Here is a 23,566-nt window from a genome sequence, read left to right as displayed (position 1 = left end):
ATAAAAAGGTTCAAGTGATGAAACAAGCGTGGCAGCAGTATCTGCAGATTATTCAACAGGTTGTCAAACCAGCGCTGGGTTGTACCGAGCCAATCGCCGCCGCCTATGCCGCGGCTGTCGCCGTCCGGCAACTGGGCTGTGAGCCCGGTCGCCTCGAGGTTGCGGTGTCGGACAATCTCTATAAAAACTCGATGGGTGTCTATGTGCCGGGCACCGGCAAGATCGGTCTGGCCATTGCGGCCGCGGCCGGTGCCATCGGCGGCAACGCCGATGCCGGGCTGGAGGTGCTGGCCGCGATCCAGCCAGCACAGGTGGATCGTGCCCAGCAGCTGATCGATGCCGGCAAGGTGCAGGTGAGCCGCACCGCCGCCCCCGAGTTTATCTTCTGCCGCGTGACAGTTTATGGCACTGATGACAAGGGTGAAGAACACAGCGCCGAAGTGACCCTCTGCGGTGGTCATACCCGCATCGTCGAGCAGCGCCGCGATGGCGAGGTGACCTTCACCGCTGATCAGAGCCAGGGCGGTGCCACCGGTTCCATCTGCGATGGGGTAGATATCAGCATCGCCGCCATCTACGAGTTCGCCACCCAGGTGGAGTTCGAGCAGATCAGGTTCATCCTCAAAGCCTCCGAACTCAACGGCAAGCTCTCCGCCGAGGGGATGAACAACCCCTATGGTCTCGAGATCGGGCGCACCATGCAGCAGAACATCGATGCCGGTCTCATCGGCGAGGATGTGATGAACCGCATCGTGATGATGACGGCGGCTGCCTCCGATGCTCGCATGGGGGGCGCGACCCTGCCAGCCATGAGCAACTTCGGCAGCGGCAACCAGGGCATTGCCGCCACCATTCCGGTGATGGTGATTGCCGAGCGCTTTGCGGCCAGCGAAGAGCAGCTGGCTCGCGCCCTCATCATGAGCCATCTGGGCGCCATCTATATCAAGTCCCACTATCCGCCGCTGTCGGCCTTCTGTGGCAATACCGTGACCAGCGCGGCCGCCTCCATGGCCATGGTTTATTTGGCAGGCGGCAGCTTCGAGCAATCCTGCTTCGCCATCCAGAACGTGCTGAGCGACAGTGCCGGTATGGTATGTGACGGGGCGAAAGCCTCCTGCGCCATGAAGGTGAGTACCTCCTCCGGTGCGGCGGTGCGCGGCTTCCTGATGGCCCTCAACAGCCACTCGGTGTCGGGGCAGGGGATCGTCGCCGGTGACGTGGATCAGACCATCCGCAACGTCGGCCAGATGGTGAAGGAGGGCATGTCTGCCACAGACAGCACCATTATTGATATCATGTCCGCCTGATGTCCCTGTTGGTTGCTGCCCGGCGTCCATTGTCCGGCAGCAACCCTTGCAAGAAGGTCCCATTGTGAAGCTGCAAGAGTTGAGTCCGAGCGATTTTGAGATCCTCAAGTCGATGGAGAACATTGTGGACGGCATCGCCGCCATGTATGGTCAGCACACCGAAGTGCTGCTCCACAGTCTGGATGCGCGCAATCCCTCGATCGTCAAGATTGCCAACGGCCATATCACCGGCCGCAGTGTCGGCGCCCCCATCACCAACCTGGCGATGATGAAGCTCAAGAGCGGGCAGGATATCTCCAGCCCCTACATGACCAAGTGTGCCACCGGCAAGACGCTGCGCTCCATTACTACCGTGATCCGCAACGGGGAGCACAGGGCCATCGGGTTGCTCTGTATCAACAGCGACATGGATGCCCCGTTGCAATCCGTGCTGCGCACCATGATGCCGGAGTGCATGCATCCCCACGAGAGCCATGCCACCCCGGAGGTGTTCGCCCGCAACATCGACGAAGCGCTCAACAGCACCATCGACACCGTCAGTGCCGAGGTGCGCGGCAACGAGGCGGTTCCCCCATCCCAGAAGACCCGGGTCATCGTCAACCAGCTGCACGACATGGGGATCTTCGAGCTAAAAGACAGTGCCCAGATTGCGGCGCGCCAGCTCGGCATTTCGGTCCACTCCATCTACCGCTATCTGCGGGAGATCAAGAAGGGCTGAGCCGATACACTCTGGCCAAATTGGCAGCAAACGGGTCAGCCTTGACCCGTTTTTTACGCCCGCTTTAGCCTCTCTGTTTGGGCCATCCTTCGGGCTCATCTGCTATCATCTCCCCCTTTATTTTTCTATCTCTCTGAACGTGCTGGAGAAATCATGTCTCGACTCATCTATCTGCTGCGCCATGGCCAGACCCGCTTCAATGCCGAGCAGCGTCTGCAGGGGCGTTGCAACTCCGATCTGACCGACAAGGGCGAGGCACAAGCCATCGCCATGGGGCGGCGCCTTGCTGCCGAACTGGCAGATCCCGCCCGCTGGACCGTCTACGCCAGTCCGCTCGGCCGTGCTCGCCAGACTGCGCTGCTGGTGTGCGAGCAACTGGGGTTGGCGGCAGAGCGCATCGTCTGGGACGACCGATTGATGGAGCTGGGCATGGGGGAGTGGGAGAGCTGCCAGATCCCGGCGCTGCGTCTTGCCCACCCCGAGCTCGATACCGGCAAGGGGGACTGGTATCTGCAGGCACCGGGGGCCGAGAGCTTCGAGAGCATTCAGCGCCGGGCACACCAGTGGTTGCAGGATCCCGCCATCGCCGAGCGGGCCATCGTTATCTCCCACGGTCTGCTTGGTGCCATGTTGCGTGGCGTCTATGCCGATCTCGACTATGAGGCGATCTGGTCACAGGAGTTGCCGCAAGATGCCTTCTATAAGCTGCAGGATGGCCACATCACCCGCATTGCCTGCTCGTTGCCGTGAGGTGGCACCATGGCATGGACCATGATTGCCACCTTCGGATGCCCATTTTTGCCGCAGTTCAACACATCAGAGCACCTTATCGCGGCAAGATGAGGTATCTTATGCCCCGATTTCATCCATTAAACGGATCCGAGACCCCATATGATCATCAAACCCAAGGTTCGCGGCTTTATCTGCACCACCACTCATCCGGTCGGTTGTGAAGCCAATGTTCGTCGCCAGATCGCTTATACCAAGGCCAAGGGCACCATCGAGAATGGTCCCAAGAAGGTGCTGGTGATCGGCGCTTCCACCGGTTATGGCCTGGCCTCCCGGATTGCGGCTGCCTTCGGTAGCGGCGCCGCCACCCTCGGCGTCTTCTTTGAAAAAGCGGGCACCGAGTCCAAGACCGGTACCGCTGGCTGGTACAACTCTGCCGCCTTCGACAAGGCAGCCAAAGAGGCGGGCCTCTACGCCAAGAGCGTCAACGGCGATGCCTTCTCCAACGAGTGCCGCGCCAAGGTGATCGAGCTTATCAAGCAGGATCTGGGTCAGATTGATCTGGTTGTCTACTCCCTGGCCTCTCCGGTGCGCAAGATGCCGGAAACCGGCGAAGTGGTGCGCTCTGCCCTGAAACCGATCGGTGAGGTCTACACCACCACCGCCATCGATACCAACAAAGATCAGATCATCACCGCCACCGTTGAGCCGGCGAATGAGGAAGAGATCCAGAACACCATCACCGTCATGGGCGGTCAGGATTGGGAGCTGTGGATGGCCGCCCTGCGCGATGCTGGCGTGCTGGCTGATGGCGCCAAGTCCGTGGCTTACTCCTACATCGGTACTGATCTGACCTGGCCAATCTACTGGCATGGCACCCTGGGCCGCGCCAAGGAAGATCTGGACCGCGCCGCTGCCGCCATCCGTGGTGATCTGGCTGCCAAGGGCGGCACCGCACACGTGGCCGTGCTGAAATCCGTAGTGACCCAGGCCTCTTCCGCCATTCCGGTGATGCCGCTCTATATCTCCATGGCCTTCAAGATCATGAAGGAGAAGGGTATTCACGAGGGCTGCATGGAGCAGGTGGATCGCATGATGCGCACCCGTCTCTACGCGTCCGACATGGCGCTGGACGATCAGGCCCGCATCCGCATGGATGACTGGGAACTGCGCGAAGACGTACAGCAGACCTGCCGCGACCTGTGGCCATCCATCACCAGCGAGAATCTTTCCGAGCTGACTGATTACACCGGCTACAAGCAGGAGTTCCTGCGCCTGTTCGGTTTCGGTCTGGACGAGGTCGATTACGATGCGGATGTAAATCCGGATGTGAAATTCGACGTGGTCGAGCTCTGAGTCTGACTCAAGTGAAAACAGGGCCCCGCGGGGCCCTGTTTTTTTGGCAAACATTCCGCTAATTTGCGGAATTTTATTATCTGCGATCACCTTTTTCCCATATCAAACCCGCTAGTCTTGCGCTGATCGGATCACAGACGGCATTGCCGAGGAACGGAAGCTATGACCACTCCAAACGAGGCGCCCAAGAAGCGCCAACTCCCCACTGTCTATACCCTGCTTTTTATCATCATCGCGCTGATGGCCGCCCTGACCTGGGTGCTGCCAGCGGGCAAATATGACTATGTCACCGCCAAGACCCAGCAGCCGGTTGCGGCAGCGGCCGTGGCCGATTACAGCGGCGACGAGCGGCTGTTGCCTGTACCCGGCAGCTACACCGAGTTACCCGCCCACCCGCAAGGGGTATTCGAGGTGCTCAAGGCGCCCATCCAGGGTTTTCACAAGGCGGCCGATGTGGCGCTGTTCGTGCTCATCATCGGCGGTTTTCTCGCGGTGACCATGCAGAGCGGTGCGCTGGATGCCGGGGTTGGGGCCATTGTGCGTGGCTTTGCCGGGCGTGAGCGGTTGCTAATTCCTGTGTTGATCGCCCTGTTTGCCCTCGGCGGCTCCACCTTCGGCATGGCAGAGGAGACGGTAGCCTTCTGGGCGCTGATCGTGCCGGTGATGATGGCGGCGGGCTTCGATCGCATGGTGGCGGCGGGGATTATCCTGCTCGGCTCCGGGGTCGGGGTGCTCGCCTCCACCGTCAACCCGTTTGCCACCGGTATCGCCTCGGGCTTTGCCGGTATCCCCATCGGTGAGGGGATTGGCCTTAGGGTTGTGCAGTGGCTGCTGCTGGTGATCTTCGCCTCCTGGTTCGTGATGCGCTACGCCAAGCAGGTGCAGCAGGACAAGTCCCGCTCCGTGCTGGCCGACATCGCCTATGACGACGAGTTTTCCCAGATGAAGAGCGGCAACCTCGCCTTCACCGGCAAGCAGAAACTCACCATGCTGGTCTTCTTCGGCACCTTCCTGCTGATGATTTACGCGGTGGTGCCCTGGTCGGATTTGGGGATCGACGTGCTGCCCACCTTTGGCTGGTGGTTTGACGAGCTCTCGACCCTGTTCTTCAGTGCCTCCATCCTGATTGCGCTGATCAACCGGATGCCGGAGTCCAACTATGTGGCGACTTTCCTGAGCGGCGCTCGGGATCTCATCGGGGTAGCGCTGGTGGTGGCGGTGGCGCGCGGCATCTATGTGGTGATGGAGCAGGGCGTCATCATCGACACCATTTTGCACTGGGCCGAGGGGCTGGTGACCGGACTCTCCTCATCGGTCTTCATCCTGATGGCCTATCTGGTGCACATCATCCTGAGTTTTTTCATCCCCTCCACCTCGGGGCTGGCGACCGTCTCCATGCCGCTGATGGGGCCGCTGGCTGACTTCTCCGGTATCTCCCGGGATCTGGTGATCACGGCCTATCAGTCCGCCTCCGGCTGGATCAACCTGTTTGCCCCCACTGCCGCCCATCTGGTGGCGGGTCTGGCGCTCGCCAAGATCCCCTACGATCGCTTCGTGCGCTGGGTGCTGCCCTTTATCATCGGCGTAGCCCTCATCACCATGGCGGTGCTGGTGGCCGGCGCCCTGCTGCACGGCTGATGGCACGGATAAAGCCACAGATAACAAAAAGGCTCCCGCGGGAGCCTTTTTCATGAGCTTTGCTTACTGCTTGTAGCCCTTGAGGAAGCGGGCGAGGCGGCCGATGGCATCCTCCAGCTCCTCTTCGCGGGGCAGAAACACCAGCCGGAAGTGATCCGGCGCGGGCCAGTTGAAGCCGGTGCCCTGTACCAGCAGCAGCTTCTCCTGTTGCAGCAGGTCGAACACCATCTTCTGATCGTCGCGGATGTCATACACCTTGGGATCAAGGCGCGGGAACATGTAGAGCGCCCCCTTGGGTTTGACGCAGGAGACCCCGGGGATCTCGTTCAAGAGCTCCCACGCCTTGTCCCGCTGCTTGCGCAGGCGGCCGCCCGGCAGGATCAGCTCGTTGATGCTCTGATAGCCGCCGAGTGCAGTCTGGATGGCGTGCTGCATCGGCACGTTGGCACACAGCCGCATGGAGGCCAGCATCTCCAGCCCTTCGATATAACCGCGGGCACGGCCCTTGGGACCGGTGATGACCATCCAGCCCTGACGGAAGCCGCAGGCACGGTAGGCCTTGGAGAGGCCGTTGAAGGTCACCACCATCACATCGTCGCACAGGGTGCAGACGCTGGTGTGGGAGATATCGTCGTAGAGGATCTTGTCGTAGATCTCGTCGGCGAAGATGATGAGGTTGTGCTGGCGGGCGATCTCGATCACCTCCAGCAGGAACTCGCTGCCGTAGACAGCACCGGTCGGGTTGTTGGGGTTGATCAGCACTAGGCCGCGGGTGCGCGGGGTGATGCGGGCGCGGATGTCGTCGAGGTCCGGATACCAGTCAGCCCCTTCGTCGCAGCGATAGTGCACCGCATGGCCACCGGAGAGAGTGACGGCAGCAGTCCAGAGCGGGTAGTCGGGGGAGGGTACCAGCATCTCGTCGCCATTGTTGAGCAGCGCCTGCATCGCCATCACGATCAGCTCGCTGGCGCCGTTGCCGATGTAGATGTCGTCGATATCGACCTTGCGCATCCCTTTTTGCTGGTAGTACTGCATCACCGCTTTACGGGCAGAGAAGAGCCCCTTGGAGTCGCAGTAGCCCTGGCTCAGCGGCATGTTGAGGATCACATCCTTGATGATCTCTTCCGGCGCATCAAAGCCGAACGGGGCCGGGTTGCCGATGTTGAGCTTGAGAATACGGTGGCCTTCGTCTTCGAGACGGCGAGCCTCTTTATGCACCGGGCCGCGGATGTCATAGCAGACATCGTCGAGCTTGTGCGACTTGTCGATTGTGAACATGATGAGTGTGATTCCTTCCCCACAGGGACGCGTTAGCGAAAAAGGCGGTTTTTAGTATCAAATATCTTTTCCCCTATTCTTCACAGAATTGAATGCTAGAACAATCTTCTTTTTAGTAGAAATTCCTGATTTTTAGCCCCAAAACAGAGTTATTAAAAGGTTAAATTCAGCACGATCGTTTGTGCTTGGCAAGGTTCACCAGTGAAAGATGGGGGAGTGATTAACAAAGCTACTCTACTGTGTTGAAATCTTCACGCTCTCTGGCACGATTGGCTTGTGTAAAAAAGCCTCTTCATCGTCATTTCCGACGAGAAAAAGCTGATACAACTGGCACTGGCCAGCGCATATTTCCCCTTTCCCGTCCTGTTCTATCTGCAGAGGTATCCCATGCATGCACTCACACCCGGTCGCTATCGTCACTTCAAGGGAGGTTACTATCAGGTGCTGACCCTGGCCAGCCATACCGAGACAGGCGAGCAGCTGGTGATCTATCAGTCGGAACAGGATGGCGCCGTCTATGCCCGTCCAGTCGCCATGTTTATGGAGTGGATTGAGCATCAGGGTCAGGTGGTTAGCCGATTTTCGCCGATCAAGTGATCCGCTGGTGTGGCCCTGAACTGTTGTTCAACAAATAGACAGAACAGGTCTTTGGAGTCACAAGTTGTCGCATGAGGCTCCTTGTTGGCAACAGCCTCTGTGTGGCTTGCTACTGACAAATATCTCTATTAATCAACCAATTGTGACTTGAGTCACATTTTCTGGCGACTGGTAACCGGGTTCGCATCGGCTATTGCTGCTCCCATAATGCTGCGCGTGTTAACGCATGGCCCCTTTGCGGGCCTTTTTATCTCATCTTATCGGGAGACATAGTGTGAAACCTGTTGCAGCAGAGTTTTTGGGAACCTTCTGGCTGGTATTGGGAGGTTGTGGCAGTGCCGTGCTGGCTGCAGCCTTCCCCCATGTGGGGATCGGCCTCTTGGGCGTATCGCTGGCCTTCGGTCTGACCGTGCTGACCATGGCATTTGCCATCGGTCATATCTCCGGTTGCCACCTCAATCCGGCCGTCACCGTCGGTCTGTGGGCGGGTGGTCGTTTTCCGGCATCCGGTGTACTGCCTTATATCGTGGCGCAAGTGCTGGGTGGCATTGCCGCCGCTGCCGTGCTTTACGTGATTGCCAGCGGTCAGGCCGGGTTTGATCTCTCTGCCGGTTTTGCTTCCAACGGCTACGGTGAGCACTCTCCGGGTGGTTACAGTCTGACTGCCGCACTGGTGTGTGAAGTGGTGATGACCGGCTTCTTCCTGTTCGTCATCATGGGCGCTACCGACAGCCGTGCGCCAGCTGTGCTTGCTCCGGTTGCCATCGGCCTGTGCCTGACCCTGATCCATCTGGTGAGCATTCCGGTGACCAATACCTCGGTCAACCCGGCCCGCAGTACCGGCGTTGCGCTGTTTGTCGGTGACTGGGCGGTCAGCCAGCTGTGGTTGTTCTGGGTTGCCCCGATTGTCGGTGCCATTCTGGGTGCGCTGGCTTATCGCCTGGTGGCGACGGAGCAGAAGTAATCATTTGCGAAACAAAGTGTGGTATCGACACGCCTGAGGGCGTGTTTTTTGTTTCTGGAGGAGTGAGATAAGAGAACTCACCAAGCCAAACGTCAGAGTCCCTTGGCCTGCAGCATCTCTTTGTAGCGCTGATGGAGCAACTGGACGCGCTCCACATAAGCGCGCGTTTCCGCATAGGGTGGGATGCCGCCATGTTTTTGTACGGCGCCCGCCCCGGCGTTGTAGGCCGCGGTCGCCAGCGCAATGTTGCCGTCATACTGCTTGAGCAGTCCCGCTAGGTATTTCACCCCGCCGAAAATATTCTGTTCCGCCAGCAGGGCATTGCCGACCCCCAGCTCCCGCGCCGTGGCAGGCATTAGCTGGGTCAGCCCCATCGCCCCCTTGCGGGAGACCGCCAGTGGATTGAAAGCCGATTCGGCGTGAATGAGCGCTCGGATCAGTGCAGGCTCAACCTGATAGGTCTTTGCTGCTGCCTTGATGGTGCTGGCATAGTCATAGAGAAACAGTCCTGTGGTCTGCCAGTTGACGCTGGATTTGGGGTCGCAGGCGAAGCAGTCGTTGAACAGCAGCAGTTCGTAATGGCCCTGTTCGGGCGCCATATCGGAGTAACGTACTACCCCGTTTTGCTGCACCGATTTATAGACCTGGATCTGCTTCTTGCCGCCAGCGGCGGTTGCCGCCGTTTGAGCGGTTTCGGGTTGTGGGGCGGGCGCAGCATGATTGACCGGGCGCAAGGGAGAGGGGGCTGCGGTCAGGAAGACCACCTCCGCGGGAGGGGGCGTCTGGCTCCATCCATTCAAGGGGATCAACACCATCTGGCCTGCCAGCATCCATGCTTTCAACCGTCACACTCCTTCCCTGGATCATCATGTTGAGTAAAGCACCATGGCGAGTGCAGAACAAGCGTACAAACAGGGAGTTGTGAAGTGGAGGGGGGATTTGACCGAGGGACGGGGGGATGCCGGAGTATGGCCAGGAGAGGCGCCAAAAGGTGGAATTTTCCGGTAGCCAATGGTCATAAGCGTCTTAGGGAAGTGCTCCAGCATGCTCGCTTTTTTGTTAATAAAAGGCATGCTATCTTGCTGGTGTAAGCTGGTCTGGCTAGTTAGTTTCAATCTATCTTATCTACTGATTATAAAGGAATTTTTTTGTGTCAGGAATGCTGGCGAGGGAACTCATCTTCGAGGAGTACTGTGACGCCGATCTCTCTCTCATCAAGGATTATTACGAGACGACTTTTTCCCACTATGTGCCGGATCTGGCAGAGCGGGTCTTTGTCGTACGTGATGCTCACTGGCTGGTGGGGGCTGTTCGGTTGCGGGACGAGGAGGAGTTTTATCATCTGTGCGGCTTTCGTCTGTTGCCTCACTACCAGTCGCTGGGATTGGGTTCACGGCTGTTGCAGCACGCCTGTCACGGTCTGGAGGACAAACCGGTAGTCTGTCAGGTACTGCCTTTCGAGAAACCCTTCTATCTCAAGGCCGGTTTTGCCGATATCTCCCTCAACCAATTGAGCGGGTCACTTTTCTCCCTCTACGAGCGGCAGCAGCAGCAGGGTTATCAGGTGGAGCTGCTGGTACGGGATACCACCCAGCCCCTCCTGAATTGAGCGGTTTAGCGGGGTTTGGTCAGCAGGTGGATTTTGCCCGGTGACAGCTCCAGCCCCAGCAGGTTTTCTTTCAGCCAGGCTTGTTGCGGATCCTTGTCATCCAGTCGGTAAACCGGTTTGCTCTCAAGACGCTTCTCCATGCTCTGCAGCAGCATGTTGAGCATCAGCCCGAACTTTCTCTCTGCCGCCTCCGGTTCCAGCTTGTACTCCACCAGTTTCATGTTGTCGAGAAACAGCGCGCTCTGGCTCTTGTCATAGCGGGGTCTTGCCTCATAGGTCATCTGCAGGCGGGCGTCATATTCGGTATTGTCGGGCAGGGCGATCTTGAGCTTGCCCTTGCCATAGACTCGGGCGGTGTCTGGCTGTTGACGGCCAATCTGGACATCGCTCTGCTCCAGCTTCACATGGGCCTTTATGATGCCGGGCAGCTCCAGCTGTTTGTCGACTTGCACCTGGGATTGCAGGTACTGATTGATCTGCTGCTCATTGATGTCATATGAGCCTTGACCTAGCATGGCCAGGCTGAGCAGCATGGATTGCAGAATCATGGGGGCAACCTGATAGAATGGATTTGCCTTACAGCATACCATTCCTGACTGGCAGGATCTGCCGACCACTGTTTGTTGATGAAAAGGAGTTACCGTTGCTAAACGGTCTGGAACATGATCTCCACCTGCTGTTCTCCCGCTTTCTGGGCTGGCTGCTACTGCTTTTTCATACCGTTATCGTCGCGGGTGTGTCGTTTCGGGTAGTGATGAAACGCCGCCCCATCGGGGTGTCGCTGGCCTGGCTGGCGCTGATCTACGCCATTCCGTTTGCCGGCGTCGGCTTTTACTTGCTGTTTGGTGAAATCAAGTTGGGGCGCCGCCGCGCCGAGCGGGCACAGGCCATGTATCGCCCTTACGCTATCTGGATTCGTCAGTTGGCCCGCCTTTTCCCCCAGCATTGCTGCGAGGTGGGGGAAAAGGCCCAACCATTGCACGATCTGATCCAGGGGCGGTTGGCCATGCCGATGCTGTCCGGTAACCGGATGACTCTGCTCAGCCAACCCGACCAGATCCTGCATGAGATTGCTCAGGATATTCGCCGCTCGACGCTCTCATGCTATCTGGAGTTCTATATCTGGCATCCGGGCGGTGATGCCGACGAGGTGTGTGAAGCACTGATGGAAGTCGCGCTGTGCGGCGTGGATTGTCGTTTGTTGCTCGATTCGGTGGGCAGCAAGCACTTCTTCCGCTCCGGGTGGCCGAAAAAGCTGCGCAAGGCGGGGGTCAAGCTGGTGGAGGTGCTGCCGGTCGGCGCCTGGCGCATTCCGTTCCAGCGGCAGGATTTGCGAATGCACCGCAAGTTGGTGGTGATCGATGACAAGGTCGGCTATACCGGCTCCATGAACATGGTGGATCCCCGTTTTTTCAAGCAGGATGCCGGGGTCGGCCAGTGGGTCGACATCATGATCCGGGTGCAGGGGCCCATGGTGCCGCTGATGTGGTCGATCTTTGTCTGGGACTGGGAGATGGAGACCGGCGAGCGGCTGCTCGACAGTCTGCAGCATGAGCCGGAAGCCTGGCCCCAGACCAACTACCGCGCCCAGCTGATCCCGTCCGGCCCCTTCGTCGGCGGCGACTGCATCCAGCAGAGCCTGCTGCTGGCCATCTATCAGGCGCGCAGCCATCTGGTGCTGACGACCCCTTACTTTGTGCCCGACGATCCGCTGGCGGCCGCACTCAGTTCGGCGGCGGCGCGCGGGGTGCAGGTGCAGCTGGTGTTGCCGGCACGCAACGACTCCATCATGGCCAATTACGCCTGCAACGCCTTTATGGAGGAGCTGCTGGCGGCCGGGGTGGAGATCTACCGCTACGATGCCGGTCTGCTCCATACCAAGAGCGTGCTGGTGGATGATGACTTCGCGCTGGTGGGGACGGTCAATCTGGATCGGCGCAGCCTCTGGCTCAACTTCGAGGTGACCCTGCTGGTGGATAACCCCTCGTTCGTGGCCCAGATGACCCGGCTGGTACAGGGCTATATGGCGGAAGCCACCCCGATGACCCTGGCCCAATGGCAGGCCCGCCCCTGGTACAAGAAGGCGATGGAGAACATCTTCTATCTCTTCAGCCCCTTGCTGTGATGTTGTGGCGAGCCGCAAGAAAGTGGACTCGCCATCTGATTGGACTTGCCTAGCCCCGAGTCCGCCCCGTAGAGTGCAGTGACAACTCCCTGGAGACACATGGATATATGAAAAAGATAGTGGCCCTCGCCGTGGGTGCGGCACTGGTAGGTGGTGGTCTGGCTGCGTGTTGGTACACGGGCAACAGCTTCGACAACATCATGGCGGAGCAGATCGCCAAGGTAGAGCAAGAGACCGGTATCGATATGCAGTGGCAGCCGAGTAGCAGCAGCCTCTTCACCCGTGACGGGGTCCTGAAGGTCGTGGTGACGCCGGAGGAGCTGGCTGCCATTGACAGCGAGCTGGAGGGCAGTCAGTCCATCGAGTTGCAACTGGTGGTCAAGAGCCAGATCCTGCCGCTCTACATCAAGAGCCACCTCCTGCTCGATACCCATAATGGCACGCTAGCGCCGGTTTTCACCGCACTGGGCATGGAGCAGTGGGAACTCGGTCTGGAGTCGGTCACCAGTCTCTGGACCCAGGGTAACAGCAGCCGTTTCTGGGCCAATGAATTCAAGGTAAAACAGGGGCTGGACGAGTTCAGCTTCCTGCCCCTGAGCGGCGAGTTCCACGGCAATCTGGAGGGGAATGGTCACCTCACCATGACCTGGCAGGGGATGACGGTCCATGAAGAGCAGAGCAAGATGGACTTGGTGCTTGCCGATCTGAAAGGGAGTGCCGACATTGCCGAGATCAGCGGTGTGCTCCTCTCGCCCCAGAGCGAGATGACCCTCTCGGCCCTCACGGTACAACTGCCTGACAGCGTCAAGGTTGCCCTGCAGGGGATGACTACCGAGACTCAGCTGACCGGTGATGATGCCCAGACCCTCTCCAGCAGCTATCAGATGAAAATTGCCAAGCTGGATCTGGAGAACGAGACTGACACCCTGGCGGTGACCGACAGCAAGTTGGCGCTCAACCTCAACGGTCTGGATCTGGAAGGGTATCAGGGGCTGCAGGCCGCCGGTGGCAAGGGAGTTGAAGATGCCGCTATCCAGCAGGCGCTGGACAAGATGCTCAAACGTGGCGCGACCCTTGAACTGGCCGATCTCAGCGCCAAGCTCAACGGTGAGGCGGTGACCATGAAGGGGGACGTGAAGCTGGCCTCCACTTCGCTGGAGCAGCTGTTCAACAGCGACGCGGGAATGCAGGCCCTCTCCGGCGTGCTGCATGCCAGCCTCAGCGACAAGCTGGGCAAGGCGGTGCCGCAACTGGCCCCCATGCTCGATCAGCTGACCCAGATGGGTTATCTGAAGGCCGACAAGCAAGCGCTGACCTCCGAGCTGAAGCTGGAGAAGGGCGCGGTGACGGTAAACGATCTGCCGCTCTGACACTCGGCGCAGAAACAACAACGGCTCCCGCGGGAGCCGTTGTTGTTTCTGGCGTTTGCATATGGGCCGTGTGGGCGAATTACTTGAAGACCACCGTCTTGTTGCCGTAGACGAACACCCGCTCGTTCAGTACCAGCTCCAGCGCGCGGCTCAGCACCGATTTCTCCACATCCCGACCCGCCTTGGCCATGTCGTCCGCACTGAAGGCATGACCGACGTGGATCACGTCCTGTTCGACGATGGGGCCTTCATCCAGATCGTCGGTCACGAAGTGGGCGGTGGCGCCGATCAGCTTGACGCCGCGATCAAACGCCTGCCGGTAGGGGCGGGCACCGATGAAGGCGGGTAGGAAGGAGTGATGGATGTTGAGGATCTTGCGCGGGTAGGCCTCGACGAAGCTCGGGGTCAGCACCCGCATGTACTTGGCCAGGATCACATAGTCAGGCTCATAGCTGTCGATGATGGCGCGAACCTGCTCCTCATGCTCTGTCCGGCTCAGACCCTCGTGACTGACGGTGTGGAACGGGATATCGAACTTGCCGGTGAGCTCGGCCAGGGTGTCGTAGTTGCCGATCACCGCGACGATATCCATATCCAGCGCGCCCGCGTAGTTCTTCATCAGAATATCGCCGAGGCAGTGGGTCTCTTTGGTCACCAGGATGACGATGCGCTTCTTGCCCGCCTTGACCAGACGGCGCTGGGCACCGGTGGGCAGGGCATCATCGAGGTCGGCCAGCAGGGTCTCGTCGTTGAAGCGTCCCTCCAGCTCGGTACGCATGAAGAAGCGGCCATTCTCGTGATCCACAAACTCATCGTTCTTGATGATGTTGAGCTGGTGCTTGTAGCAGATGTTGGTGATCTTGGCGATGAGCCCTTTGGCATCCGGGCAATCCGTGAGCAGTATTTTCTTTTCCATCTCTGTCATTTTCCGTTTGTGGTGTTGGCGCTGCTGTCTGCGCCGGCAGCGTTGTTCAGGCTCTCTTTTCGGGCCCTGTTTTTTTGTTTCGGGAACTATGCCATAAACCGATCCGCGCCATAAAGAAATTCGCCAGTCATGGTCTTTCGTGCTGGCGAGCGGGCCGCAGAGCGGGATCCCGGGCGCAATGTTGAAACGCTTTTCAGCCTGCGGGGGATTTTGGCTGGTATCTGCAACCGTTTTTCTTTAGGCTGTCTGCGCTTATTCTCAGGGCGGGGTGCAATTCCCCACCGGCGGTATCCCGATTGACTCGGGGAGCCCGCGAGCGCCCGACTTGGCTGATTGCCGGGTCGGGGTCAGCAGATCCGGTGAGATGCCGGAGCCGACGGTCATAGTCCGGATGAAAGAGGATAAGACAGACCTTGCCGTGTTGGCCCTTGTGGGCTGGCCGCTGCATGCCCGTCTCTGTCTGCCTTTCCATGCCCTGATTCTGGTCCTTGTCTTGTTTAGGAGTTTTACCATGAATCAGTCTCTACTCAGTGAATTCGGTGATCCCGTTGCCCGTGTCGAAGCGGCTCTGTCTGCCTTGCGTGCCGGAGGCGGCGTGCTGGTGGCCGACGATGAAGATCGGGAGAACGAGGGCGACCTCATTTTCGCCGCCGAATCCATGACCAATGAACAGATGGCGATGATGATCCGCGAGTGCTCCGGCATCGTCTGCCTCTGCCTGCCCGACGAGCGGGTTCGCCAGCTCGAACTGCCGATGATGGTGGAGGCCAACTCCAGCCACTACCAGACCGCCTTTACCGTGACCATCGAAGCGGCGCAGGGGGTCACGACCGGTGTCTCGGCGGCTGATCGCATCACCACCATCCGCGCGGCTATCGCTGACGGCGCCAAACCGGGTGATCTGCATCGCCCGGGTCATGTTTTCCCGCTGCGGGCGCGAACCGGTGGGGTGCTTACCCGCCGTGGTCATACCGAAGCGACGGTCGATCTGATGCAGCTGGCTGGCCTCAAACCGTTTGGTGTGTTGTGTGAATTGACCAAAGAAGATGGCTCGATGGCGCGTCTGCCAGACCTGGTTGCGTTCGGTCGCAAGCACCAAATGCCGGTGCTGACCATCGAGGATCTGGTGCAATATCGTCAATTGTTGTCAGAACGTACAGCCTGAGCCTCATACGAAATTGTAATAAGGCAAAAATTTGGTTAACCTTTGTCCGTGCCCCCACCACACGACACTCATTTTTTAGACGAATCTGGACAAAAACTGTTCATTCAAAAAAAAATGAGGGTTTTAATGCATTTATCTGTGGTGGGGACTATGCAAAGTAGGATTTTTTTGTGCCATAATCACGCCGCTTGCTAAACGTCTGGCGAGTTCAAGGGAGCTTTAAAAATGAAAAAATTGTTGTTGGTAGGTGTTGTTGGTCTGTCCGCTCTGCTGGGCGGTTGTGCAAACACCAGCGAACTGGAAACTTCCGTTCAGAATCTGTCTAACAAAGTTGACCAACTGGCTCAAGATGTTAGCGCAGTTCGTGCTGATCAGTCCAAAATCGCTGCTGATGTTGCCGAAGCCAAGCAAGAAGCTATGCGTGCTAACCAGCGCATCGACAACATGGCTACTTCCTACAAGAAGTAATCCATGCGAAAAAAATGGCGCAGTTTTGCGCCATTTTTTTTTGCCTGAAATTCACAGTATCTCCACTATTCCCACAGTACCTTCTTCGTACTTGACCCATGAGGTCATGCCGGTCTCCCGGCACTCCCCCATCATTACCAGCCAGTTCGATTCCGATCAGTAGAGCAGACTATAGAGTTTGCGACGGTAGCTCTGCGCCTGTGGTGTGTTACCCATAGTGGCGAGAATATCGAGATAGGTCTTTCTGGCTTCGCCGAATGCCAAGTCCCGTTTGAGGATCGCCAGCAGCAGTTCCAATGCCTCTTCCTGACGGCCGGCCTGGTTGTATTGCACAGCAAGTTCTTGTGCCAGACCAAAATCATCAGGCTGTTCTGCATGACGGGCTTCCAGCGCGCGCAGTTCCGGGCTGTCTGCCGCTTGCAGGGCCAGCGCCAGTCGTGAGCTCAGGGTATGGAAGTGACTTTCCTGTGCCACCATCGGGATGGTGCCGAGGCGCTCCTGCGCTTCATCCAGCAGGTTGAGGTCGAGTGCGGCCTGAATGAGCCACAGGCTGATGTCGTGACGTTCAGGGGCCAGCTGGTGTGCCTTGGTCAGATGGGCATAGGCGATGCTGGGCTGCTCGTCAGCCAGTGCCTGTTGCCCCTTGGCCAGCAACTCTTCCTCTTCTTTGGGGGTGAAGGCGGCGAAATACTGGCGCAGGGTGGCTTCATCCTGCGGCCCTTCGATGATCCCCTGTTCGTCAGGGCGACCCTGATGGAACAGCACCAATGCGGGTAGGGCGCGCAGGCCGAGCTGGCTGGCGAGCGGTTGAAACTGGGGATCGTTCATATCCACCTTGGCCAGGGTGACCTGCTCATTGGCGGGCCCAACCAGTGATTCGATCAGCGGTGTCATCCCCTGACACTCCGGCATCTGCGGAGCATGGAAATAGATTACGACCGGCTTCTTCATGGAGGCATCGATCAGTTCAGCGTGAAAATTCTGGGGAGTAATGTCGACGATCATGAGTTGGACTCTTCAGAAAGGGTGTTGAGTAACATGGGGTTGAGTGACTGGTAATTCAAGCGCTCATCAAGCCGGTAAAAGGTCACGGGGGTTGCCGCCGCCGCGAGACTGAGCCAGCCGCTGGCAAAGGGCCAATCCTGTACCTGATAAGGGGTGTCATCCAACCGGTTGTCGAGTCGCCACCCTTCATCCGGGAGAAACCGCACCTTCTCCAGCCCCGCCGCTATGCCGCCACCGTGGGCTTTCAGTACCGCCTCCTTGCGTGACCAGAGCCGGTAGAAGGCACTCTCCTGCTCTGGAGCAGGCAGCGCGCAGAGCCACTCATATTCACTCTGTGCATAAAACCGGCGGGCCAGGGGGAGGGGGTGATGCCGCCGTTTGCCCAGTTCGATATCCACCCCAAGCTGCCCCTGCGGGCAGAGCGCCAACACCAGCCAGCTGCCACTGTGGCTCAGATTGAACTGCCAAGCATCATCATGCAGTCGGGGCTTGCCGTGGGGGCCGTTGCAAAATTGCAGGCTGGCGGCAGGGCGTTGCAGCCTCTCGGACAACAGCTGGCGCAGCAGGGCGCGGCTCACCAGATATTCCTGACGCCGTTCAGGATGGGTCATGGTTTGCCAGATATGCAGCTCATCGGTTGACAACCATTCAGGCAATTGAGCAAGCAGTGCCTGGCATACCCTGGCTGGTTTTAACAAAAAAAGATCGGTTTCGATCATGATTTTTCACTTTAAAAAGGTGCTGAAGCAGGGATAAAAGCCAGTTATCTATGAGGCCAAAGGTCCTTTTTGCGATTGTATATTGTTTGGGCATGATCACATTAATTATGAAAAATCGTGCATTTCCTTGCAAAAATGTGAGCTTGATAGGGATTTTCACTTGCCTCGATAGAATTCTTGGATATAGTCGGGTGCTGTTGCCTTATAAATTGCCCTTTGGGGCCGTATTTTAACAAGATTTACTATTTTGCGGGGATAAAGGATTGCGCTACCTGATGCTACTGCTGGTCGCGCTCGGAATGGCGGGTTGTGCTTCGGCACCCCAACCCGAGGTCGCGAGCAAGATCGAAGTTTCCATGATGGAACCCGTTATTGAACCGGAAGCTTCGCAGACACCCGATGTGAATGAAATCCTGACAGTATACAAAGAGTGGCGCGGTACCCCTTACCGCTACGGTGGTACAACCGAACGTGGTATCGATTGTTCCGCCTTCGCCCGTGAAGTGTTTCGCAATGCGGTCGGTATTGAACTTCCCCGCGATACCCGCTCTCAAGTTCACGAAGGGACGCGCGTTTCCAAGCAGGATCTGGTCGAAGGTGATCTGGTCTTCTTCAAAATCAATCGTCGTCTCAACCACGTTGGTATCTATGTCGGGAATGGCGAATTCATTCACGCCTCGACTCGAGCCGGTGTGACCCGCTCCAAGCTGGACAGCCAATACTGGCGCAGCAAGTTCTGGCAAGCTCGCCGGATCGATATCTGAGTCAGGCTGGACAAACGGCTCGCAGTACGGACTGTTTTTCCAACCTCACTTGAACCGGGCTCGATAGCCCGGTTTTTTATTGCCCTCGTTTAGACTTTCCCGAGTCAAATCACTATAGTGTGGGCCCGTTTTCTTCGGCAGGCTCAGCATGAAACCCCGCATCCCATCAGCCGGTGGCCCCAAGTCGGGCGACCGCAAATCCGGACTTCACTCCCGTAATCGCCATCAGACGGGTTACGACTTTGAGGCGCTTTGCCTGCGAACTCCCGAATTGGCCGCTCATGTCTTTATCAATGACTACGGCACCCGCACCATCGATTTTTCCAATCCCGATGCAGTGAAGACCCTCAATCGCGCCCTGCTGGCCCATCACTACGGGATTGCCCACTGGGACTTGCCTGCCGGTTACCTCTGCCCACCCATCCCGGGACGGGTGGACTACCTGCACTGGGCGGCCGACCTGCTGGCCGAGAGCGCAGGCCAGCTCCCTACCGGCAAGGGGGTGAGGGTGCTGGATATCGGGGTGGGGGCAAACTGCATCTATCCGCTGCTCGGCTGCCGCGAATATGGCTGGCGTTTTGTGGGATCGGATATCGATCCGGTCTCGGTCAAGGCTGCCACCCTGCTGGCCAAGAGCAACGGACTCGGCAACCTGATTGAGTGCCGCCTGCAGGGTAACCCCAACCATGTGTTTCGCGGCATCATAGGGCCGAAGGAGCGCTTCGCCCTGACGCTATGCAATCCGCCGTTCCATGCGTCGCTGGAGGAGGCAAGCAGGGGAACGGAGCGCAAGCTGCGCAATCTGGGCAAGGAGGTGACAGGCGCCCCTGTGCTCAACTTCGGCGGCCAGAAGGCCGAGCTCTGGTGCGAAGGGGGTGAGGCGGCGTTTCTGGCCAACATGATTGCCCAGAGCAAGGAGTTTGCTACTCAGTGCCTCTGGTTCAGCTCGCTGGTGTCGAAAAAAGAGAACCTGCCGGGGGCGAAAAAGGCGTTGAGCCGGGTGGGGGCGCGTCAGGTACGGGTGATCGACATGGCGCAGGGCAACAAGGTGAGCCGGATCCTCGCCTGGTCCTTTCTGGATGAGGAGGGATTGCGTAGCGGCTGGTCGAGCGCGCGCTGAGTCCCCACCACAAGGCCCGATGAGGGCCTTTTTTCATGATGAGCCCCGCGAATTTCCCCTGCTGGCGGCATCTTTGGCAATCGATTTCCTCATTGGTAGATCGTGCTGGTTTACATGGTGTAAGTAGTTACTTCCGCCTTGGTACAGGTGTACGCCGAGATTTTTTTGCACTTACAGCTGAAACTTTAATAAAATAGGACTGGTTAGACCTCTTTACAGGCATTGAATCAAATAGGGATCGGTAGATGAAAGTTGTCGATTTTCTGAAGCGCAAGCGCGAAATTCTGGCGCAGCACCCCTTTGAGCTCAAGGATTGGCTCTCTCCGGCGATCCGCGACTACTGGCGTGAGTTTCAGCAAAAGGCACATCTTCACCCTTTGCTGGGTCGTGTGCTGGACTTGCAAGCCGAGTCCCAGAGCGAGCAGCAACAGGATGCAGCAACCGTGGCACAAGTAGCCAACGGTCAGCCTGCCGTGGCTCAGGAACCCGCAGTTGAGCTGGGGGCCGAGGCGGCCGAGCTTTATGCTGCCCTGCAGGCCCGCATTGGTGAAGAGACCCATGTCGGCGAGTGGCTGCACGTCAGCCAGCAGATGATCGATCAGTTTGCTGCAGTGACTGGGGATCATCAGTGGATCCACACCGATCCGGAGCGCGCGGCCGCCGAGTCGCCCTTCAAGACCACCATCGCCCACGGCTTCCTGACCCTGGCGCTGCTGCCGCAGTTGACCGGCTCGGTCGATGAGGCCACCCCCGAGTTCCCGACCGCCCGCATGGTGGTGAACTTCGGGCTGGATCAGGTACGTTTCCCGTACCCCATCAAGGTGGACAGCAACATCCGCGCCCGAACCAAGCTGGCCCGGGTCACCCCCATCAAGGGTGGGCTGGAGCTGCTCAAAGAGATCAAGGTGGAGATCGAAGGGGTCCGCCGCCCGGGTTGCGTCATCGAGTCGGTGACCCGCATCTACTTCTGAGCCCCTCATCGGCATGAATGGTGAAACGGGCCCGCTGTCGTGTGCAACGAACAGCGGGCGCGTTTTTTTGCCTGTTTGTTGCAAGGGTTGAGGCGTCAGCCATAGCGCGCCGACCCCAGCTTGATATGACTCACAAAACTGTGCGCCCTGCAGTTAGCCAGCTCTCATTTTGGCGAGTTGGCCGCGTGAGGCGATAGCATGTTATGCCACTATTGGCTTCTTACTCCCGATCCTGGAGACAATAGTGCCCATCAATAACAAGATTATTCTGCCACTGCTGCTGAGCCTCACCATCCTGCTGATCCCGACCCACTGGATCCCGCTGGAGGGGATCACCGTCATCGAGCAGCGGGTCGTGGCCATTTTCGTGCTGGCCGCCCTCTGCTGGATCCTGGAGCCCATCCCTATCTTTGCTACCTCGGTGCTGATCATCGTGCTGGAGCTGCTGCTGCTCTCCGACAAGGGGCTCTGGTTCATGACTGCCGACAAGGCCGAACCGGGGTTTGGTGAGCTGCTCAAGTCCACCGAGGTGATGGCGACCTTTGCCTCGCCGGTCATCATGCTGTTTCTCGGCGGTTTTTTCCTCGCCATTGCGGCGACCAAATACCATCTGGACGTCAATCTGGCGCGGGTGTTGCTGCGCCCGTTTGGTCAGGATCCCCGGATCGTCATGCTGGGGCTGATGTTGATCACCGCCACCTTCTCCATGTTTATGAGCAATACCGCCACCACCGCCATGATGCTGGCCATCCTTACCCCTGTGCTGGCGGCATTTCCCGACAAGGACCCGGCCAAAGTCGGCTTTGTGCTGGCCATTCCGCTGGCGGCCAACCTCGGCGGGATCGGCACTCCCATCGGTACTCCGCCCAACGCAGTGGCCCTCAAATACCTGACCGGCGAGCATGCCATCTCGTTCGGTCAGTGGATGGGATTTGCGGTGCCCTTTGTGGTGTTGCTGTTGCTGCTTGGCTGGTTCCTGCTGGGGCGCTTCTTCCCGAGTTCCCTCAAGCGGATGGATCTCAAGATTGAGGGGCGCTTTATGCAGACCCCCCGCGCCTGGGTGGTCTACCTCACCTTTATCACCACCATAGTACTCTGGCTGCTGGGGGATCTGCACGGCATGAGCTCCTACGTGGTCGCCATGATCCCGGTGGCAGTGTTCCTGACCACCGGCATCATCACCAAGGACGATCTGCACAAGATCTCCCTCGATGTGCTCTGGCTGGTCTCGGGTGGTATCGCGCTGGGGCTGGCGCTGGAGGACTCCGGGTTGGCCGAGCGGCTCATCACCCACATTCCGTTCCACGAATACTCCACGCTGGCGGTGCTGATTGGTGCCTGTCTGCTGGCAGTGGTGATGGCCAACTTCATGTCCAACACCGCAACCGCCAATCTGTTGCTGCCACTGGTGGCGGCACTGGCGGTCAGCATGCCGGAGCTGGCCGAGTGGGGCGGCAGCCACACCTTGATCCTGGCGGTCACCATTTCGGTTTCGCTCGGGATGTCGCTGCCCATCAGTACCCCGCCCAATGCGCTGGCCCACGCCACCGGTCTGGTGGAGAGTCACCAGATGGTGCGCATCGGCGTCATCATGGGGTTGGTCGGCACCCTGCTGGCGATGGTATGGATCTACCAGATTGCCGCCTGGGGGCTGATCTAGCGAGCCTGTCTGCCTAAAGCAAAGAGGAGCCGAATTGGCTCCTCTTTGCGTGTTGGGGATCCGGGGCTAGAAACTGACGCCAAGGCTGAGCAGGTGTCTTAATTCGCTCTCGCGGGGTTCCGGGCTGCCTGTGTCGACAAGGATGTCAGCATCTTCCCAATTCAGCTCACTCGACCAGGAGAGGCGCAGATGGTCATTGAAGTAGTAGCGCAACCCTATGCTGCCTTTCAGGTCCTGATTACGGGTGACATAGGGGGAGGGTTGTGCCAGATATTTCAGATAGCGCCCCTGGCTGAACAGTTCCATTTTCTCCTGCCAGAGGGAGAAAGGTTGGCGATAATCCCAGTTCAGGCCAGCGAAGGGGTAGTCTATGACCCGTTCACCCAGAAAAACGCCGGTGATCTTGCTATCTTCACGGAAGTAGAGCCGACTTAGCCCCCCTTGGGCCATCAGCTCCAGTCGGCGGCGCTTGTCGTTCCAAAAGCGATAGCCAGGCCCCGAGCCATAGTCCATGTAGAGATAGCGATCTTTATCCAGCATGTCATATTCGGCATCGAGTGAGGTACGCAAGAACCACTGCTGGTTGAAGAAGTAGTCCAGCGTAGGGTTGAGCTGATAATCATGGCTGTCGGTGACGTTGTCAGCGGTCTCATAGGTGTATTCACCGGAGAAGCTGTAACGCCAGTCCAGATTGGCCAGCTCGCTTTTCCACTTGAGGTTGACGTTGTTGGTCTGCTTGTCATTCTGTTTGAGTTTGACATTGAGATCGCCGCTGCCGGTCCAGAGCCAGGCGTTGCGTTCATCCTGGTCATCCTCGAACAGCTTGAGCCCACCCTTTGCCGTCGCCTTGGGTTTGTCCTCTTTATCGATACGCCAGCGTTTGATGGCCTCTCGCTGGACGGTGACTGCGCCGCTGTAGGGAAGGGCGATGCGCACCGACTGTTCGGTCACCTCCTCGATGTTGCCGGTCAGACGATCGCCATTGTTCATCCAGAGAATGTCCTTGGCCCACAAGGAGTGACAGACCAACAGGAGCAGGAGGGGCAGGAATTTCATGAGGTAAGGTGACTCCGGTGCG

At 58.4% G+C, this 23,566-nt stretch carries 23 protein-coding genes and 1 riboswitch; of the genes, 16 read left to right on the top strand and 7 right to left on the bottom strand.

Features of this window, described 5'->3' with window-relative positions; translation table 11 throughout:
- Positions 1 to 17: 17 nt before the first annotated feature.
- The 5 genes from G5195_RS01520 to G5195_RS01500 all read left to right on the top strand — a co-directional run bounded on the left by G5195_RS01520 (position 18) and on the right by G5195_RS01500 (position 5,748).
- Positions 18 to 1,307 (top strand): serine dehydratase subunit alpha family protein, encoded by a 1,290-nt coding sequence (locus G5195_RS01520; protein ID WP_421235758.1) that lies wholly within the window; start codon positions 18 to 20, stop codon positions 1,305 to 1,307.
- A 64-nt stretch (positions 1,308 to 1,371) separates the two neighbouring features.
- A complete protein-coding gene (locus tag G5195_RS01515; RefSeq protein ID WP_005334376.1) occupies positions 1,372 to 2,025 on the top strand; it encodes a helix-turn-helix transcriptional regulator in 654 nt (217 codons plus the stop codon).
- Positions 2,026 to 2,178: 153 nt separating this feature from the next.
- Positions 2,179 to 2,775, top strand: coding sequence for a histidine phosphatase family protein (locus G5195_RS01510; protein ID WP_421222135.1), 597 nt, complete (start codon positions 2,179 to 2,181; stop codon positions 2,773 to 2,775).
- A 141-nt stretch (positions 2,776 to 2,916) separates the two neighbouring features.
- Positions 2,917 to 4,110: an enoyl-ACP reductase FabV gene (gene fabV, locus G5195_RS01505; RefSeq protein ID WP_005361765.1), complete on the top strand. Its 1,194-nt coding sequence runs from the start codon at positions 2,917 to 2,919 to the stop codon at positions 4,108 to 4,110.
- A 162-nt stretch (positions 4,111 to 4,272) separates the two neighbouring features.
- Positions 4,273 to 5,748 (top strand): YfcC family protein, encoded by a 1,476-nt coding sequence (locus G5195_RS01500; RefSeq protein WP_164537218.1) that lies wholly within the window; start codon positions 4,273 to 4,275, stop codon positions 5,746 to 5,748.
- Between the two features lie 63 nt (positions 5,749 to 5,811).
- Here G5195_RS01500 and G5195_RS01495 read toward each other — a convergent pair whose 3' ends face one another.
- Positions 5,812 to 7,026: a pyridoxal phosphate-dependent aminotransferase gene (locus tag G5195_RS01495; protein ID WP_005334367.1), complete on the bottom strand. Its 1,215-nt coding sequence runs from the start codon at positions 7,024 to 7,026 to the stop codon at positions 5,812 to 5,814.
- Positions 7,027 to 7,413: 387 nt separating this feature from the next.
- Between G5195_RS01495 and G5195_RS01490 the strand changes: the two genes are divergently transcribed.
- On the top strand, positions 7,414 to 7,623 hold the full coding sequence (locus G5195_RS01490) for a DUF1653 domain-containing protein (protein ID WP_227340967.1): 210 nt from the start codon (positions 7,414 to 7,416) through the stop codon (positions 7,621 to 7,623).
- 274 nt (positions 7,624 to 7,897) lie between these two features.
- Positions 7,898 to 8,587, top strand: a complete 690-nt coding sequence (aqpZ, locus tag G5195_RS01485; protein ID WP_227340966.1) for an aquaporin Z — start codon at positions 7,898 to 7,900, stop codon at positions 8,585 to 8,587.
- Between the two features lie 92 nt (positions 8,588 to 8,679).
- Here the strand turns inward: aqpZ and G5195_RS01480 are convergent, their stop codons facing one another.
- Positions 8,680 to 9,429, bottom strand: a complete 750-nt coding sequence (locus G5195_RS01480; protein WP_408082954.1) for a lytic transglycosylase domain-containing protein — start codon at positions 9,427 to 9,429, stop codon at positions 8,680 to 8,682.
- Between the two features lie 317 nt (positions 9,430 to 9,746).
- Between G5195_RS01480 and G5195_RS01475 the strand changes: the two genes are divergently transcribed.
- Positions 9,747 to 10,196: a GNAT family N-acetyltransferase gene (locus G5195_RS01475; protein WP_227343081.1), complete on the top strand. Its 450-nt coding sequence runs from the start codon at positions 9,747 to 9,749 to the stop codon at positions 10,194 to 10,196.
- Positions 10,197 to 10,201: 5 nt separating this feature from the next.
- On the opposite strand, the gene G5195_RS01470 is transcribed toward G5195_RS01475, so the two are convergent.
- Positions 10,202 to 10,744, bottom strand: coding sequence for a DUF1439 domain-containing protein (locus tag G5195_RS01470; RefSeq protein ID WP_227340965.1), 543 nt, complete (start codon positions 10,742 to 10,744; stop codon positions 10,202 to 10,204).
- Positions 10,745 to 10,839: 95 nt separating this feature from the next.
- Here G5195_RS01470 and cls point away from each other — a divergent pair, with 95 nt between their 5' ends.
- Positions 10,840 to 12,321, top strand: coding sequence for a cardiolipin synthase (cls, locus tag G5195_RS01465; protein WP_421205839.1), 1,482 nt, complete (start codon positions 10,840 to 10,842; stop codon positions 12,319 to 12,321).
- 107 nt (positions 12,322 to 12,428) lie between these two features.
- The gene (locus tag G5195_RS01460) at positions 12,429 to 13,691 is read left to right on the top strand and encodes a DUF945 family protein (RefSeq protein ID WP_421235757.1); all 1,263 of its coding nucleotides are present in this window, start codon (positions 12,429 to 12,431) and stop codon (positions 13,689 to 13,691) included.
- A 79-nt stretch (positions 13,692 to 13,770) separates the two neighbouring features.
- On the opposite strand, the gene purU is transcribed toward G5195_RS01460, so the two are convergent.
- On the bottom strand, positions 13,771 to 14,607 hold the full coding sequence (purU, locus tag G5195_RS01455) for a formyltetrahydrofolate deformylase (protein ID WP_005344188.1): 837 nt from the start codon (positions 14,605 to 14,607) through the stop codon (positions 13,771 to 13,773).
- A gap of 259 nt (positions 14,608 to 14,866) precedes the next feature.
- Positions 14,867 to 15,023, top strand: a riboswitch (FMN riboswitch).
- A gap of 104 nt (positions 15,024 to 15,127) precedes the next feature.
- Between purU and ribB the strand changes: the two genes are divergently transcribed.
- Both ribB and G5195_RS01445 read left to right on the top strand, forming a co-directional pair.
- Positions 15,128 to 15,781: a 3,4-dihydroxy-2-butanone-4-phosphate synthase gene (ribB, locus tag G5195_RS01450; protein WP_100654777.1), complete on the top strand. Its 654-nt coding sequence runs from the start codon at positions 15,128 to 15,130 to the stop codon at positions 15,779 to 15,781.
- A 225-nt stretch (positions 15,782 to 16,006) separates the two neighbouring features.
- Positions 16,007 to 16,249, top strand: coding sequence for an Lpp/OprI family alanine-zipper lipoprotein (locus G5195_RS01445; RefSeq protein ID WP_005334342.1), 243 nt, complete (start codon positions 16,007 to 16,009; stop codon positions 16,247 to 16,249).
- Between the two features lie 156 nt (positions 16,250 to 16,405).
- Here G5195_RS01445 and G5195_RS01440 read toward each other — a convergent pair whose 3' ends face one another.
- Both G5195_RS01440 and G5195_RS01435 read right to left on the bottom strand, forming a co-directional pair.
- Positions 16,406 to 17,254, bottom strand: coding sequence for a tetratricopeptide repeat protein (locus G5195_RS01440; RefSeq protein ID WP_421222142.1), 849 nt, complete (start codon positions 17,252 to 17,254; stop codon positions 16,406 to 16,408).
- Positions 17,251 to 17,973: a 4'-phosphopantetheinyl transferase family protein gene (locus G5195_RS01435; RefSeq protein ID WP_421235756.1), complete on the bottom strand. Its 723-nt coding sequence runs from the start codon at positions 17,971 to 17,973 to the stop codon at positions 17,251 to 17,253. Before G5195_RS01435 ends, G5195_RS01440 begins: the two co-directional genes overlap by 4 nt.
- Before the next feature lie 275 nt (positions 17,974 to 18,248).
- Here G5195_RS01435 and G5195_RS01430 point away from each other — a divergent pair, with 275 nt between their 5' ends.
- The 4 genes from G5195_RS01430 (at position 18,249) to G5195_RS01415 (ending at position 22,488) form a co-directional block, all read left to right on the top strand.
- Positions 18,249 to 18,737 carry a C40 family peptidase gene (locus G5195_RS01430; RefSeq protein WP_421172010.1) on the top strand — a complete coding sequence of 163 codons (489 nt, stop codon included), beginning with the start codon at positions 18,249 to 18,251 and terminating at the stop codon, positions 18,735 to 18,737.
- A 148-nt stretch (positions 18,738 to 18,885) separates the two neighbouring features.
- Positions 18,886 to 19,857 carry a 23S rRNA (adenine(1618)-N(6))-methyltransferase RlmF gene (gene rlmF / locus G5195_RS01425; RefSeq protein WP_337072703.1) on the top strand — a complete coding sequence of 324 codons (972 nt, stop codon included), beginning with the start codon at positions 18,886 to 18,888 and terminating at the stop codon, positions 19,855 to 19,857.
- A gap of 245 nt (positions 19,858 to 20,102) precedes the next feature.
- Positions 20,103 to 20,828: a MaoC family dehydratase gene (locus G5195_RS01420; RefSeq protein WP_337072704.1), complete on the top strand. Its 726-nt coding sequence runs from the start codon at positions 20,103 to 20,105 to the stop codon at positions 20,826 to 20,828.
- A gap of 244 nt (positions 20,829 to 21,072) precedes the next feature.
- Positions 21,073 to 22,488 carry a DASS family sodium-coupled anion symporter gene (locus tag G5195_RS01415; RefSeq protein ID WP_337072705.1) on the top strand — a complete coding sequence of 472 codons (1,416 nt, stop codon included), beginning with the start codon at positions 21,073 to 21,075 and terminating at the stop codon, positions 22,486 to 22,488.
- A 66-nt stretch (positions 22,489 to 22,554) separates the two neighbouring features.
- Here G5195_RS01415 and G5195_RS01410 read toward each other — a convergent pair whose 3' ends face one another.
- Positions 22,555 to 23,544, bottom strand: coding sequence for a DUF481 domain-containing protein (locus tag G5195_RS01410; RefSeq protein ID WP_323913161.1), 990 nt, complete (start codon positions 23,542 to 23,544; stop codon positions 22,555 to 22,557).
- Positions 23,545 to 23,566: the final 22 nt, after the last annotated feature.

This window comes from Aeromonas sp. 601039 (genome assembly GCF_049174415.1).
Classification (GTDB): Bacteria; Pseudomonadota; Gammaproteobacteria; order Enterobacterales; family Aeromonadaceae; genus Aeromonas; species Aeromonas veronii_A.
The sequence above is the reverse complement of the archived record's forward strand: the minus strand, read 5'-3'. Positions and strand labels throughout refer to the sequence as shown.

Coding starts and splice junctions, on each gene's coding strand:
- G5195_RS01520 (WP_421235758.1), top strand. CDS start 18: ATGAAACAAGCGTGGCAGCAGTATCTGCAGATTATTCAACAGGTTGTC.
- G5195_RS01510 (WP_421222135.1), top strand. CDS start 2,179: ATGTCTCGACTCATCTATCTGCTGCGCCATGGCCAGACCCGCTTCAAT.
- fabV (WP_005361765.1), top strand. CDS start 2,917: ATGATCATCAAACCCAAGGTTCGCGGCTTTATCTGCACCACCACTCAT.
- G5195_RS01500 (WP_164537218.1), top strand. CDS start 4,273: ATGACCACTCCAAACGAGGCGCCCAAGAAGCGCCAACTCCCCACTGTC.
- G5195_RS01495 (WP_005334367.1), bottom strand. CDS start 7,026: ATGTTCACAATCGACAAGTCGCACAAGCTCGACGATGTCTGCTATGAC.
- G5195_RS01490 (WP_227340967.1), top strand. CDS start 7,414: ATGCATGCACTCACACCCGGTCGCTATCGTCACTTCAAGGGAGGTTAC.
- G5195_RS01475 (WP_227343081.1), top strand. CDS start 9,747: ATGCTGGCGAGGGAACTCATCTTCGAGGAGTACTGTGACGCCGATCTC.
- G5195_RS01470 (WP_227340965.1), bottom strand. CDS start 10,744: ATGATTCTGCAATCCATGCTGCTCAGCCTGGCCATGCTAGGTCAAGGC.
- G5195_RS01460 (WP_421235757.1), top strand. CDS start 12,429: ATGAAAAAGATAGTGGCCCTCGCCGTGGGTGCGGCACTGGTAGGTGGT.
- purU (WP_005344188.1), bottom strand. CDS start 14,607: ATGGAAAAGAAAATACTGCTCACGGATTGCCCGGATGCCAAAGGGCTC.
- ribB (WP_100654777.1), top strand. CDS start 15,128: ATGAATCAGTCTCTACTCAGTGAATTCGGTGATCCCGTTGCCCGTGTC.
- G5195_RS01445 (WP_005334342.1), top strand. CDS start 16,007: ATGAAAAAATTGTTGTTGGTAGGTGTTGTTGGTCTGTCCGCTCTGCTG.
- G5195_RS01440 (WP_421222142.1), bottom strand. CDS start 17,254: ATGATCGTCGACATTACTCCCCAGAATTTTCACGCTGAACTGATCGAT.
- G5195_RS01435 (WP_421235756.1), bottom strand. CDS start 17,973: ATGATCGAAACCGATCTTTTTTTGTTAAAACCAGCCAGGGTATGCCAG.
- G5195_RS01430 (WP_421172010.1), top strand. CDS start 18,249: ATGCTACTGCTGGTCGCGCTCGGAATGGCGGGTTGTGCTTCGGCACCC.
- rlmF (WP_337072703.1), top strand. CDS start 18,886: ATGAAACCCCGCATCCCATCAGCCGGTGGCCCCAAGTCGGGCGACCGC.
- G5195_RS01420 (WP_337072704.1), top strand. CDS start 20,103: ATGAAAGTTGTCGATTTTCTGAAGCGCAAGCGCGAAATTCTGGCGCAG.
- G5195_RS01410 (WP_323913161.1), bottom strand. CDS start 23,544: ATGAAATTCCTGCCCCTCCTGCTCCTGTTGGTCTGTCACTCCTTGTGG.